The 13,358-nt window shown below is 37.9% G+C and carries 14 protein-coding genes; 2 read left to right on the top strand and 12 right to left on the bottom strand.

The features are described 5' to 3' along the window. Positions 1–69: 69 nt before the first annotated feature. From ACFIJ0_RS05425 to ACFIJ0_RS05370, 12 genes are all read right to left on the bottom strand, one after another. Entirely contained in the window at positions 70–1,704 is a 1,635-nt protein-coding gene (locus ACFIJ0_RS05425) for a BID domain-containing T4SS effector (protein ID WP_375643991.1), read from the bottom strand. Positions 1,705–1,714: 10 nt separating this feature from the next. Further along, entirely contained in the window at positions 1,715–1,930 is a 216-nt protein-coding gene (locus ACFIJ0_RS05420; protein WP_375623888.1) for an antitoxin VbhA family protein, read from the bottom strand. Positions 1,931–1,995: 65 nt separating this feature from the next. Further along, complete coding sequence (virB11, locus tag ACFIJ0_RS05415; protein ID WP_375623887.1) at positions 1,996–3,066, bottom strand: P-type DNA transfer ATPase VirB11; 1,071 nt, start codon at positions 3,064–3,066, stop codon at positions 1,996–1,998. Further along, positions 3,063–4,223: a type IV secretion system protein VirB10 gene (virB10, locus tag ACFIJ0_RS05410; RefSeq protein WP_375623885.1), complete on the bottom strand. Its 1,161-nt coding sequence runs from the start codon at positions 4,221–4,223 to the stop codon at positions 3,063–3,065. Before virB10 ends, virB11 begins: the two co-directional genes overlap by 4 nt. Beyond that, positions 4,216–5,082, bottom strand: coding sequence for a P-type conjugative transfer protein VirB9 (gene virB9, locus ACFIJ0_RS05405; RefSeq protein ID WP_375623883.1), 867 nt, complete (start codon positions 5,080–5,082; stop codon positions 4,216–4,218). Before virB9 ends, virB10 begins: the two co-directional genes overlap by 8 nt. After that, positions 5,079–5,783 (bottom strand): virB8 family protein, encoded by a 705-nt coding sequence (locus ACFIJ0_RS05400; RefSeq protein ID WP_375623881.1) that lies wholly within the window; start codon positions 5,781–5,783, stop codon positions 5,079–5,081. Before ACFIJ0_RS05400 ends, virB9 begins: the two co-directional genes overlap by 4 nt. Beyond that, a complete protein-coding gene (locus ACFIJ0_RS05395; protein ID WP_375623879.1) occupies positions 5,737–6,039 on the bottom strand; it encodes a type IV secretion system protein VirB7 in 303 nt (100 codons plus the stop codon). Before ACFIJ0_RS05395 ends, ACFIJ0_RS05400 begins: the two co-directional genes overlap by 47 nt. Positions 6,040–6,249: 210 nt before the next feature. Further along, positions 6,250–7,236: a type IV secretion system protein gene (locus ACFIJ0_RS05390; protein ID WP_375623927.1), complete on the bottom strand. Its 987-nt coding sequence runs from the start codon at positions 7,234–7,236 to the stop codon at positions 6,250–6,252. Then, entirely contained in the window at positions 7,223–7,708 is a 486-nt protein-coding gene (locus ACFIJ0_RS05385) for a type IV secretion system protein VirB5 (RefSeq protein WP_375623877.1), read from the bottom strand. The genes ACFIJ0_RS05390 and ACFIJ0_RS05385 overlap by 14 nt, the downstream gene beginning before the upstream one ends. Beyond that, positions 7,705–10,059, bottom strand: a complete 2,355-nt coding sequence (locus ACFIJ0_RS05380) for a VirB4 family type IV secretion/conjugal transfer ATPase (protein ID WP_375623925.1) — start codon at positions 10,057–10,059, stop codon at positions 7,705–7,707. The genes ACFIJ0_RS05385 and ACFIJ0_RS05380 overlap by 4 nt, the downstream gene beginning before the upstream one ends. Positions 10,060–10,081: 22 nt before the next feature. Continuing rightward, positions 10,082–10,390 (bottom strand): type IV secretion system protein VirB3, encoded by a 309-nt coding sequence (locus tag ACFIJ0_RS05375; RefSeq protein ID WP_375623875.1) that lies wholly within the window; start codon positions 10,388–10,390, stop codon positions 10,082–10,084. After that, positions 10,391–10,717 carry a TrbC/VirB2 family protein gene (locus ACFIJ0_RS05370; protein WP_375623873.1) on the bottom strand — a complete coding sequence of 109 codons (327 nt, stop codon included), beginning with the start codon at positions 10,715–10,717 and terminating at the stop codon, positions 10,391–10,393. It abuts the gene before it with no gap. A gap of 396 nt (positions 10,718–11,113) precedes the next feature. Here ACFIJ0_RS05370 and ACFIJ0_RS05365 point away from each other — a divergent pair, with 396 nt between their 5' ends. Both ACFIJ0_RS05365 and ACFIJ0_RS05360 read left to right on the top strand, forming a co-directional pair. Continuing rightward, positions 11,114–11,839, top strand: coding sequence for a hypothetical protein (locus ACFIJ0_RS05365; protein WP_375623871.1), 726 nt, complete (start codon positions 11,114–11,116; stop codon positions 11,837–11,839). Between the two features lie 1,033 nt (positions 11,840–12,872). Next, positions 12,873–13,115, top strand: coding sequence for an EexN family lipoprotein (locus tag ACFIJ0_RS05360; RefSeq protein WP_375623869.1), 243 nt, complete (start codon positions 12,873–12,875; stop codon positions 13,113–13,115). The last annotated feature ends 243 nt before the right edge of the window (positions 13,116–13,358 follow it).

The raw sequence follows: 13,358 nt of genomic DNA, 5'->3' as shown, positions 1-13,358 counted from the left end.
AGCGCAGATAACGCCAAACAGTTCTCGTTTATAAGCCCTTCTTATAAAGGAGGAAGCTTTTATCCATTCTTAGCAAGCCATAGCAAATGCTTTAGAACGATGCATTGTGCATATTTGTGCTTGCTGATGTAGTTCTTTGGCTTGCTTAATGATTTGTGTAATGTGTTTGGCTTTATTTTCTGATACACCAATGCTTTGAGCCAGTGTTTCATACTCATTATTTTTGACAGCCTTATGTTCAGTTAGTGAGAGACGGGTATTGATGTTTTTTACAAAGTCGGTAAGCTCTTTTTGAAGTAAAGGATTTTTTGCTAAAGCTTCTTGCTGTAATTCTTTTGGCAAGGGGAAGAGGTCTTGTAAGCTTTTACTTGGCATTTCTACTATTTTTGCACGGCGACTTTGTTTTGTTGCATGTTCTTGAGTAATTTCCCTCTCCGCATGTTTTACAGCATGGGCGAAATTTACAACGGCAGTACAGAGCATCTCAAGATGATTTTTAGCGTTTGCACGTGCCTGATTTTGTAATCCACATAAACTGAAACCTGCAAGATGAGCAACAGAGTGCGGTGCTCTTTCAATCTGGTTGGCGAGCTGTTGGCCTAAGCTTGGATTTTTGATGATCTCTACCATCTGTTTGTCTAATATTTTTTTGTTCCCATAAACAATTTTTGCCAATTTCTGAACCTGTTTTAGGCTTGCGTGGACGCAAGAATCTTCTGCAACCATTTCGTTTTTTTCATTTTTTGTCAAAGAAGCTAATCTTTCTTCTGGAATGAGAATACTTTCAAGCTCTTTTGTTTTGGGGACTGTAAAGGTAAATTTGTCACCGGGTTTTAATGTTTTGAGTTGTTCTGGTGTGAGATGCTCTTTATTGCCGATGATATAAGCCCCTTTCACATTGAATGCAAAGCTATCATAACCAGCACCTCTATACATCCCTGTGTAGGTTTCACCTTCTTTTGCAACCATAACGGGACGATCATTAACATTGCGCCCAAGTTTTTTCATGTTGCTCATGAATTCCTTTAAAAGAAGTATTTTATTGGGATTGGAGATATCCTCAAATAGATGTTGTATTGGTTCTAGATCACTATTTTCTGCTACAGCAACACTGGCGAGCATCATGCGTTCTTTTGTAACAAGTGAAAAATCAAGCTGATGGCCTGCTGCTTGAGCAAGCTTTTCAAAAAAGACCCGTTGTGTACGTCCGTTGCCTTCTCTAAAAGGATGGAGTTGGTTAAGGAAGTTAAATAAACTTATTGCTTCAGAGTTAAACTTCTCACGCGTTAAGCCTTGCAAATTATCTTTTTCGGCAAGTGTTTGATCTAATTTTTGTAAACCTTCAGTGATTTCATCACCGAGAGCAAAAGGATTTTCCCATCCTGTTCTTTTCATTTCGGGCATGGCGGCTATGGTACCATCTTCAAATGTAAAGGGAAGATGGCGAAGATGACCAGCCCATTCAAAGGTATTTTTAAACAACTGATAATGAATAGAGCATAGATAGGAGCTATCAAACTTTTCTGGTAAGGGGGCTTCACGCAGATTAACCATTGCTTCTGCTGTATCATGCGCGCATTTCTCCAGAAAGGATTTTAAGTCTTTTATTCCATATTTATTTTTGAGTGTTATGGTGTTCGCGTAGACATAATGATGCGGAGAAACTGTCTGTATATTTTTTGTTTTTTCTTTTGCTTTTGGCATTGTAGCTTCCTTATAATGTTACGTTGTCCATGAGAGTATTAAATTCCTCGAGTGAAATATTCCCCCTTGCATATTCTTCTAAAATTTTTAGCGTTTTGGAATGTAGCGCTATTCCCTCTATTGTATGGGTGCTGATGGCTGCTTCAACCGCTTCACGGCGTTGTTTTAATTCTTCCACTGTCATCGATAAAAGATTTTCTCTGTTTTCTGTTGCTTTGGTTTTCACGCATTTTTCCTTTTATGTGCAATCGTTGCTTTAAAAGAGCCTTTAGCAGCCGATGTGATCTTCTTTTAGTCTCCTCCAAAGATGTTTCGTTGTTTGAAAGGATCATAATAAATTTCTGTGACCTTAAATTTTCCTTCAACCCGTTTGCATTGGATGATGATATCAATCATTGAAATCAACAGTCCTCGAATATCATCACGCTCTAAATCACCTCCCCCGTCACTTTCTTTGACCAAAAGGGTCATTTGCTCAAAGGCAGCAAGGGCTGTTGAGGCATGAACCGTTGTAATGGAACCTGGATGACCTGAATTGACATTGCGGATATAATAAAAGGCTGTACCATCTCGAAGTTCTTGCAAAAGAATACGATCAGGACGCATCCGTAAAGATGATTCAAGCAATTCTTTGGGTCCAACAGAGGCTAAGCCTTGTCCATCTTTTGAATAGAACATCGAGACATGATTAGGGTGCGGTATCACCAATTCTTGTGTATCTTCAATGGTGATAATACGCTCTTCTGGAGGGATTTTGGCGATTAATGCTTTTGATAATGTTGTTTTGCCCGAACCAGTTTTTCCTGCAATTAAAATATTTTTCTGGCATTTTACAGCTTGATTTAAAAAGGAGACAAAATCTTTATTGCAGTAGGCATTAGCTAAGTTATGCTCGATGATTTTGAGTTCGTTAAAGCGAGACAGATAATCATTTAATGGCGTGAAAGATACCTGTTCACAGAGCGAAAACAGACCTTTATTTGCTAGCTCTTCGAGAGAAAAACTCTGCGATGATGGTTTGCGAATTGTCATACTAATCGTGTTTTTTTCAACAGCCGGCGGAATAACAACTTGAATGCGCTCATTACCTGGCAGAGTAGCGGATAATATTGGATTCTTGTCTGATATGTTTTGCTTGGAATAGGACGCGACAACTTTCGCAATCCCCATAAGCTCATTAAAAGAGAGAGCCGGTGCTTCTATTGTTTTCCATCCATCAATACCTTCCGTCATTACTTGATAGGGACGATTGATAACAATTTCAAAAAGACTTTCATCTTTCAAAAAAGCACTGATGGGTTCAAGTTTTGTGAGAACAATCGCGATGGTTTCATCGTTCATGGTATGTAAGTTTGAGTTCATTCTAAAGGTATCGCAGAATTTTTGTAAAAGTTTCTTGAAACAGCTCGATTGATAATCTGTTTTTTGTTTTCGGTGACTTTCAATTTATAAACACTGGAAAAATCTAAATCGCGGGCAACAAAGATATTCACCATTTCCCCTTGGTTTTTGGATAATGTTGGAGGAATATTGACGTAATTTTCGACGACAATATTTGCAATATTTTGTCCTGAAGAGATTGTTTCAGTTTCTTCTTTTTCTTGTTTTTTTGCTAAACGTTTATTGGCATAGTTTGTCGCATCTTTTATCAGGGAGACAAGAAGCGCAGATCCAATCCTCTCTAACCAATGGTTATCAATATCTCCATCCATACCAGAACGCCCTAAACTGTCTGTTGCAGGTGAAGCTAAGGATATAATGATACCATTAGGGGTTTTTGCTCTATTCCATAGCACAAAGAGACGTGTTTGGCCTTTTTTCAAGCCGGCGCGATATTCACCAACAATTTGGGTACCTTTATCGAGAAGGACAACACGACCATTGTCTGATAAGATATCTCTGGAGACGATACAACTGGCAAACCCTTGTTGATCACTGTTGATGGCTGTTTCTAAAATACAAGGGATAGAAGTTCCCATCGCTATGATGTAGTTTCGATTACCAAGGGTTGAAGCACGAATACCTTCAAGCACTGTGGGTTTGAGAAGATGATTAAAACGTTGTGTCGTTTCATCAGGTTTGCTTTCAAGTTGGTGAAACAAAGCACCATTATTTGTTTGTGAATCTATTTTGCCTTGTTGTTTATTTGCATAAGCTAATACAGGGGCACGTTGTGCTGCTTCCAGAAGTGAGTCATCAGAATTTAATTGATTGATGTTTGGTGTTGGTAGCTCGACTTTTGGCAATAGAGCGTTATTTCGTTTAGGCTGTTCAAGGGGGGGAGGGGTAGGCTTTGCAGGGCGAAAAAGCTCTGTTTGTTTTATAACTTTTCCTTCTTTTGAAGATTCAATTGGTTGTTTTTTGTCTGTAACAAGTGTTGAATAAGCTAAATAAAGACAGACACTGAAAAGAATAATAAGAGCAATAGCTTTCCCTACATTGTTCTGTTGATTGTTTCCTTGAGCATTTTTTATTGTATCACGATCATTAATGCTTTTTTCATCCACGGTGTTATTCATGGCTGCTTCCTAGGTTCACTTTACGTTGTACAGATGGTGATGTCGTACCTGTTTCAGGGTTAATTCCTTCTGGTACAAACCTTTTATTAAAGATGCACAAAACTTCATTCCCACGCCGTAGCGTGAATTGTGCAGCTGTTGCATGAACAATAACCTTGTTGCCTTTAATCGATTTAGGAATAAGCGCTTCTTGCCCATCAGGCGATACAATGTAAATGGCAGGGATTTCAATATTGCCTAAAAAAGTAAAGGTTGTTGTTTTTCCATTATCATAGACAGACGCAGGTTCAATGAGGGATGAGCCTTGGGCTTCATAAGCCCAATTGCGTGGTCCAAAATCTTCATGGATATTTAAAATATCATTGACAAAGTTTTCTTCACGTTGTTTTGCTTTTTCTGCTTCGGCTAATTTCTTACGCAAGGCTTCATCTTCTGGATAACGAAACTTTACCAAGAAATACGTCTCATTGCCGGCTGAAACATCGCCTTCACGGATTTGCAGCTCGAATTGATAAGATCGTTGTGTTCCATCTTGGCGGCTTGTGACAATTTGTAAATTGGTCACAGGTTGGACTTCACGCGGTTTGAGAAAAACAAAGTGACCAGCCGGTGCAACTTGCCAAGCAACGGAATTTCCAATTCCTACATAGGTTACTTCTTCATCATCGGCAAATTCCAACTGAACTGAAGAGCGAATGGAGCCAATGATTTGTACGACGTTGTAGGGGTCGTAATTGACAAATCTGATGCGGTTATCTTTATGTGCACTGACAGGCGCTGTTTCTGCAAGTGAGAAGACTGTGTGAAAGCTGAGAGTGATCGTAAAAATTAAAAAGATTGTTTGTAAAAGTCTGATCATTTTATCACCTCTGGATCAGATCTATATTCCGATACTTGAAAACCAAGAGGGTTGATGAGACGATCAGACGTTGAAATGTGAGCGTTCACGTAGGAAAAATTTAAGATTGAAATCCAATGGGAAATATTTTCTTTTTCATTAAAGTCTCTGACCGTTTTATAGTAACGAACTTGGATAAGATCTTTGCTTATAAAAGAGATTGATTTGATTGTGACGGTAGCAATCATGTTATGATAAATATTTTGCGGACTTTCTGGATTATTGCCCGCGTACCATTTTGCAAAACGGTTTTGTTCTTTTGGAGAAGATAAAAGAGAAACTAAGCGAAAATTGTTTTCTGCTTCTGATGCTTGAAAACCTTCACGGGCACGAACATATTGGCTGGCAAAATAACGCGTTATTGCTTCATCATAGTTGTTAGGGGATTCTTTTAGAGCGCTTACAGTATCAATAATGCCTGTTGAATTATCAACGCGGATAACAAAAGGCTCTACCGTTTTCAAAGGCGTCAAAGCTGCGACAGCTAAAGCCAGCGCAATCGTCATCAATCCAAAAAGCACTGTTAAAGCCATGGAAATTTTCATTCGCACGCGCATGCTCTGCATGCGATCAATATCAAATGAGCGCGCTTCTTTTATATATTCTTCAAGGGCATCACTTTTCACGCGTAATCTCCACAGTTTTATCAGATCGTGCTTCATGAATAACCGGCTTTAATAAAGCTGAATTGGCTGTTGCTTTTTCACTTTCCAAAGTATTGAGAATGATGGGAGTGGTAACAGGTTTTACGCTCTTTTCTGGGTGGACAACGTTTTTATTGTCCCAATTCCACTTATCTTTATTTAAAGCACGTGTATGTTTGCCATTACAGCGTGGTGGTTTTTTGGGGCCACTCAAAGATGCACAGCCAGTAAGAGCGATTGTTAGGACCATAATAAAAGTTATTTTTCGTTTCATTTTTTGAACTCACAAATATCTTGGAATACAATGCATGAGAGCCTTTATTCTGGACACTTTTACAAGTCTATGTAATGCAAGACTTTGATTGATTTTGTTGTAAGACCTAAGATGTTAGGTCTTACATGGAACAGGATCATGGCGCGTGTGCCAAAGGGCGCACGCAAGGCAAAAACAAAAATGCTTATTCTTTTAAAGAGGTGCTTTATCTTAAAACCGACCACGACCGCCTCCAGATCTACCTGCTTTTGCTGCCGTGCCTGCCGCACCTCTAGCAGCGTTACCGGCAGCACCTGAGATTTGTAAAGCGGCATTTTTTACTGTATTACCACTCGCTCTTGCACCATTGGCAAGCATTGTGAAAACCTGTCCTCCTGAAGAGACACCAGTGCTAAAGTATGGTCCGCCAGAGGCTAGCGCTGTTGCAATACCGGGAAGCGCACGAAAGATAATAACCCCTATGATTGAAATGACGATGACAGGGGGGAAAAGAACATAGATTGATTCATATGAAACTTTGAGAACCTGTAGGATAACTTGACATATAATTGTTCCAAGCATGATCACGAGAACTTGTAAAATGGTAAAATTGATCAAAGTTGTAATCCATGCATCGGTGTATTTTCGCGTTGCATTGAACAAATACAAACTAATGAATAGAGGCCCGAGACCTATAATCATTACGAGTGCAACTTGTGCAAACATTTGCACAATAAAACCACCTATACAAAAAAGAATAACGGCTAAAAGCATGATAGAACCAAGAAGCCCCACAACGATCTTTTCAAAAAACCAAGCATTGTATAAGACTTCTTGATAGCGAGCATTTGCCTTTAACAAAATATAATCAAAAACATTGGAGCTTGCAGGATTGCTGTTAAGCGCATTCCCAATAGCGTTGGATAAATCATTGAAGAAAATATCCTTGACATAAGTATTAAATGTATCCGCATTCGTTGCCATTGTTGTCACAACAACGATTTTAACAACATTATTGAGAAGATTATGCATGGAAAGCGCAACGCGACCTGTCATAACATTATAGCCATAAAGAAAGATAAAAATGATTGCGGCGAGATTTAAGGGTGCTGAAATAGCAGAAGATAACCCACTCACCGTTGTATCCATCACATTATCGAGGGGTTTTAAAATATAACCAGAAACGCTTTCAAATGGAGAAAAACTAAAGTCTGACATTTGTACTCGTACTTTCAAGTTTTTCTTTTAATTGTTTTTCTTTTTCTTTTAATTGTGCCTCAAGATATTTATGCTTTTGTTGTTCCTTTTCTTCACGCATTTCGTCTTTTGTTTTCGTATCTCTTGCTTGAATCATATCAAGAGACTGAAGTTTTAAAGAAGCTACTTGAAGATCAGCTTGAAGAAGAGAAAGTTTTACTTGCAAATCTTGTCGAAGGGTTTGCAATTCTTCGGGTTTTGTGTCTGGTTTTGATTTAATATTTTCAAGTTGATGACTTATTTCTTTTATTTTTTTTGCAGTTTCAGTTGCAGCTTTATAAATGGTTTCAGCTGTTTCTGATTTTGCAGCATCTAATTTTTGTGTGTTCTCGAGTGCTTGTTTATAATATTCATCCGCATCGGGTGTTGTTTGTGATATTGCATGAGAAATAAAAGAAAAAGATAACAGTGTAACTAAGCCATATTTTTTCATTGATTGTTTCTCCTTTGATAAAATATGGGCAGCCATTTGTCAGGGTCAGCTCCATATTCGTTGATAATTTCATTCATGAGTTCAATGTTTTTTGTTGTGCCACTTAAAACAGCGATCTCATCATTCATTCCACGTAAATTAAGTTCTGCAACGACGGAACTTTGTCCTTGTTTGACAAGAAAACGACGAGATTCTCTGCTTAATTCTGACTGTATCAGTTCAAATTCACGCTCAGTAAGTTTGAAAGCTTCGACATAATCATTGTAATTTGCTTTTTGATTTGGAAAAAATATTTGAGTGGGGCATTGCTCAATAATTGTGTGCGCAATTGTGGAATTTAAAGCATCTTTAGGGCTTTGTGTTGCAAAGAGCATCATGCCATTTTGTTTACGGATTGTTTTTAGCCGATCTTGCGCAAAAGCTTTGAATGAATCATCTTCCAAAGCTTTCCAGAACTCATCAACGACAATAATGATACGCCGCCCATCAATCAAATCAAGAATGCGGTGAAAGAGATACATCATTAAGGGGCGCCTAATTTCTTCATTATCTAAGAAATCGGTCATGTCGTATCCAATGAACTGTGCATTTAAATTGAGATCATCTTGATCATTATCAAAAACCCACCCTAAATCATTGCCTCTAATCCAGCGTTGTAGTCGTATGGCGATACCTTCTTTTGATGTGTTGTCAAAAAACAGCTGAAGTGCACCAAGAGAGCGTTGTGTCGGGGGTAAATTTTCCAAAGAATCGATGGCTTTGGCAATATCTTGTCGCTCTTCTTCTGTTACGATTTGTCCTTCAGTGGTCACCAGCTTTAAGATCCAATTACGGAGAAAGATTTTATTTTTTTCAGTGTATTCCATGCCCTTTAAGGGAGAAATCCCTGTGGGCTGCCCATTTTTTAGAGGTTTATATTTCCCTCCTCCAGCTCGTACAAAGATCTCTGCTCCTTGATCTTTGTCAAAAAAAACCATGGTTGGATTGTGTTTTTGTAATTGTGCGAGAAGAAAATTAACAATCACTGTTTTACCAGATCCTGATGGACCACAAACAAACGTGTTTCCAAGATCGCCATAATGAAAATTAAAATAGTAAGGTGAACCAGCCTGTGTTTTTAGCAATGCGACAGCAGCTCCCCAAACATTATCATTCAGTTTGCCAACGGGGAAAGAATGGAAGGCCGATAAAGCGGCAAAATTTCTGCTGGTAATGGCGCCTGAACGCGTACGATAGCTAAAGTTTCCAGGAAGTTGTGCCCACCATGCCGCCTCCAATCCTAAATCTTCTCTGGCAATTACGGCTCCTCCATTGGTTAAATGGGCTCGTGCTTTTGATAAGTTCTCAGTCAATATTTTGGGGTGATCAGCAAAAACAGCTAAAGAAATGTGGTGTTCGCCCAAAACAAAACGGTTTGATTCTAAATCATCTAGTGCTTCATCTAGTGCATCAATTTGTGAGCTAGCACGGTCAGCCGCATTAATCATTTGATTTTGCTTGCGGCTCATAATCGCGCTAGCGGCCGCCTTACTTTTAAAGACAAAGGATTGTGTTAAAATGAATTCAAATGGTACCGTAAGCAAACCATCGGTCATACCAGGGCGTGTTTTAGAAGGGTATTCTTTCCATCCAAACATGCCAACAAAGCGTTCATTGCTTTCATGGCGAATTTCGATAATTTCTTTCCCAAAAATAATACGATCCGAGTAAATTGTTGAAGCAATAGTTCCAAATGTGAGAGGAATACGCTCACGTCTTCCCCCCACTAGCTGGTGGAGAAATTCACTTTGTTCAGAAAATAAAATACCTTCATGTTCATAGATTGATAGCAGACGGACTTTATACTCTTCCAAACCTTGCATAAGATCTTGACTTAACTCTTCGAGTTTACGAATAGCTTCCTCATCGGGTTCAGATTGTGTTTTCTTCGCTTTGCTCAAGCGCTGAAAAAATGAAACCAGTTGTTCTGTTTTATCTATTGCAGGATTCCAAAGTAGTGAAATAAACAGATCATTTCTATACAGTTCTTGAGAAACCATTTTCTTTTTATATTTTTCATCTAATGTTGTTGCAAAAGATGAAAGAAAATGACCTTCTGGGTAAATCGTTTCACGGCGGCGGATGATGTGAGAATATAAAGCAACCCGTTCATCTGCGATATTTTTTAAAAGGGTGTTTAATTGGTTGTGTAAAGAATTTAATTGATCAATATCCACAGTGTCAAAATTTACACCCTCAACAGCCATCACAATCATTAAACAGCGTGAATTTAAAGCAACGACATGTTGGTTGATATAGCGTATATAGGGAATATATTCTTCAGGCAAAGTTTCCCGTTTCATTATTGACATCTGTTTCACCGGCTTGGCTCCTTCAGCTTAGTTCCTTATAAGTGCGGATAAGGCGCAAGGGGGAGGTAGAACTTCCTCCCCATCGGTTGAGGTTTTTTTGTTTTCCTCGGGTATTGAGCCAAGCAAATAATACGCGAAATTGGTTGTGATCATGCTTTGTCACTTCACGCAAAATAAAGTGCATCCCAATACCAAGACCAATCACGGTAAAACCACTCGTTAAAATAAAAAGAATGGACGTCGCCATGACATTGAGCGCCATCGCTTCTATTGTGACACCGGCAAACATGGCCGGTCGTGTACAGGCAAGGAAAAGAGTATCTTCGTTCATTTATGCTGTGCTCGCTAATTTACTGACAAGAGCGGGGGCACCAAAAACAATAGCAATACCAAGAACACAGTAAGCTGCTTTGCGTAAATCAATAAAGCCGTACATCCAGCCAATACCCACAGCAGCAACACATATAATTGCAATAAGCTTTGCCGTTGGACCCGTCATCATTGCGACAATGTTGCCTAAAACACCATCAAGATTCCCGAAACCACTCCCAGTAGCAACAGGAGCAGCATAAGAAGGATCTGATACAAGGAATGTTGTAAAAAGCAGCATGGTCATGATAACGATAAAAACGATGTTCTGGGATCTATTATCTGTCATTTTACCTCTCTTTAACAAATAATATTTGTTCATATGTCGACATTCCATTACTTCTAAAAACTGAAGAGTATTGTCATTTGATGACAGTTAAATTCTCCTCGTTTGTTTGTTTTAAAAGCCTTGATAGTGGGTCTGTTCACTCTCAAACTCTTTTCTTAAAGAGACAGAAGTCTTTTCAAATTGAGATTGTGTTATATGAAAATGGCAATTTTAAGTTGCATGCATTGGTAAAGACAACAATATTAAAACAATGCAAGAAGGAATATTATTCTTTACAAAATGTAGTTAATATGCAACACAGATATTTGGATTTTTTCTTTAAAAACAAGGGGATTGCTGATAAACAATGTGAAGGGATAGAAAAACAATGAATTTTTTGAGCGAGCGTGTTAAGAAATGCTATTTAAATTGATTGTTATTATTTACATTATGGGTTCCATAGTGTGGGGATTAAGCCAATATAAAGATAAAATAGATTTCAGCATTCTTAAAACATTTGAGATGCAAGATATCCAGGATATTGTCAATCTTTATCGAGAAGAAGAAAAGTTGGTTAAATCTATCCCCAAACAGCAATTAGAAAAAAAGGAATCAGCTCTCGATTTGCAGAAGAGTGTTTCATTAAACGATGTTGCAAATAATGTTGTTGTTTTTCATGGTAAGTCCTCTGTTACAAGTGGGGTTACATTTAAATTACTGACGCCTGCTGCACAATCTTGGCGCTCATATATTACCCGTGATATTCATCTTTATGGTGTAGACACATGTGCACCACGCCAAAAAGCACGATTAAATGATCAAGAATGGCCCTGTGGTGCGGTTACAACGGCTTGGCTTGTCACCAAAACACTTGGGCAGGATTTATCCTGTAAACAGGCTTTGATGCACAATGGTGTTTATTATGCGCAATGTTTTGTTCAAGGGGTTGATTTAGCTGAGGCAGGTCTTACAGAAGGTATGTTGGTACTCTCAAAAGAGGGGAAAAATCCTATTCCAACCCAGTACTATCATGCAGAAGAAAAAGCACGCAACAACAAGATTGGTCTTTGGTCAAGTGATTTCACTGAACCTTTAAAATGGCGGCGAGATAATGGATCTTACAACCCCTTTGCAAATCCGTGATTGGTTTTAACGAACATATTTACTTAAATTTTTATAGAGAAAACTTTATCAATAAAATTGCACCAGACCATAGGGCAAATTTGAATAAATCGTGAGATTATTGTCGTTTGTGAAGTAAATGGATGTTACTTCCCTTTTCAAGGTAGGTTTGCTCTCAAAATCGTTTTTCTGTTTTTACTTATGTGTTTTATAAAAGCAGGAAAATTTCATTGTTGGTGGCAAAGCGTTGTTGAGTATTTGTGTTTGAAGGAGAAAGTGAAACGATAAAAAACGCTCAAGAAACGGGTTTCTAGAGTGGAGTTGATAAAAGTGAAAAATGAACAGACCTCAAAATGGGATAACGTTTGATATAACTGATAGAATATTGTACAATGCTTTAAAAGAATTTATAGCAAAATTTTTTTCATCAGAATTTTGTCTTCAGGATTGGATCACGTTTTTTGGCTTCTTTAAAAGTGATCAATCTATTGCATTCCTTGGAAAGCTTTCATAATTATCTGCTTCTAAATTCAGACTTCTAAAAGATGGATTTCAAATAAGACTCTATACGAAGAAATCTTCGTAAAAATGATTTGCATTGTTGATTGTTTTCTATATATCATAAGACGTTTTTATTTAAGCATTCGATGGGGGAAACAATAATCAACATACAAATAGGTAACAAGAGCTCATACTTTTTTGTAATGGCTTTGTAGTCCATTGATAGTGATACTAAGCATTATAATGCTCATAGGCTTTCTATAGGATGAGGGGCAATTTCTATCGCAATGTCACTATTTGAAATCAGTTGGAAAAAAACATTGGTGTGCTTTCTGATTTCCTTATTTTTACTCAGTTTGGGCTCTTTCCTTTTCATTGTATTTTATGACAAACTCATACGATGGCTGTCCTGAGCTCTTCTTGCGTTATTTTACTCAGAGTGTGCACTTTGAAAGCAAGTAAGTAATAGTGAGGCTGTATTCTCGTACAGTATGAAAATTTAAAACTCATTTGGGGGTGATGTTAACAGATAAGGTATTTAAAGAAGGGTAAAATGAAAAAAAATATTTTATTATGCATGGCTCTATTATTCGTTGTGGGGTGTGAAAAAACCTATAGCGTAGAAGATTTTAGGAAAGATGCAAAATTAAGGGAAGAATGGGGAAAGAAGTGTTTTCTTTCAGGACAATCTGTTAAGGAATCTAAAAACTGTCAAAATGTCTTACAAGCAGATACTGAAATGTTTTTCTCGCTAAAGCTTGATTCTACAGACCGTGGTCATGAATCTCAACAGTAAAGTGTTATATAAAAATTCTAAAATAAAGAAGTTACGGTTCAACGAATGCTCGCTTCTTTAATTGTTATAGGCGAGAATTATTATAGCGGAACTTTTTGTCATTTTTCAGATGAGCTACCTAAATCATATTCGTAATCCTATTGTTTGTTTCATCTTTGTTAGATTGAGGATTATGATCACGAAAAAACTGGATAGCATTGTCTTATAGAAACATCTCTTAAGGCACCCAATCCCATTTCACGG

The organism is Bartonella sp. OC68QHHN, assembly GCF_042193875.1.
Taxonomy (GTDB): Bacteria; Pseudomonadota; Alphaproteobacteria; order Rhizobiales; family Rhizobiaceae; genus Bartonella; species Bartonella grahamii_A.
This window is presented reverse-complemented; position numbering and strand designations above follow the sequence as displayed.

Coding starts and splice junctions, on each gene's coding strand:
- ACFIJ0_RS05375 (WP_375623875.1), bottom strand. CDS start 10,390: ATGAACGAAGATACTCTTTTCCTTGCCTGTACACGACCGGCCATGTTT.
- virB9 (WP_375623883.1), bottom strand. CDS start 5,082: ATGATCAGACTTTTACAAACAATCTTTTTAATTTTTACGATCACTCTC.
- ACFIJ0_RS05395 (WP_375623879.1), bottom strand. CDS start 6,039: ATGAAACGAAAAATAACTTTTATTATGGTCCTAACAATCGCTCTTACT.
- ACFIJ0_RS05365 (WP_375623871.1), top strand. CDS start 11,114: ATGCTATTTAAATTGATTGTTATTATTTACATTATGGGTTCCATAGTG.
- ACFIJ0_RS05425 (WP_375643991.1), bottom strand. CDS start 1,704: ATGCCAAAAGCAAAAGAAAAAACAAAAAATATACAGACAGTTTCTCCG.
- ACFIJ0_RS05360 (WP_375623869.1), top strand. CDS start 12,873: ATGAAAAAAAATATTTTATTATGCATGGCTCTATTATTCGTTGTGGGG.
- ACFIJ0_RS05385 (WP_375623877.1), bottom strand. CDS start 7,708: ATGAAAAAATATGGCTTAGTTACACTGTTATCTTTTTCTTTTATTTCT.
- virB10 (WP_375623885.1), bottom strand. CDS start 4,223: ATGAATAACACCGTGGATGAAAAAAGCATTAATGATCGTGATACAATA.
- virB11 (WP_375623887.1), bottom strand. CDS start 3,066: ATGAACTCAAACTTACATACCATGAACGATGAAACCATCGCGATTGTT.
- ACFIJ0_RS05370 (WP_375623873.1), bottom strand. CDS start 10,717: ATGACAGATAATAGATCCCAGAACATCGTTTTTATCGTTATCATGACC.
- ACFIJ0_RS05380 (WP_375623925.1), bottom strand. CDS start 10,059: ATGTCAATAATGAAACGGGAAACTTTGCCTGAAGAATATATTCCCTAT.
- ACFIJ0_RS05400 (WP_375623881.1), bottom strand. CDS start 5,783: ATGAAGCACGATCTGATAAAACTGTGGAGATTACGCGTGAAAAGTGAT.
- ACFIJ0_RS05390 (WP_375623927.1), bottom strand. CDS start 7,236: ATGTCAGACTTTAGTTTTTCTCCATTTGAAAGCGTTTCTGGTTATATT.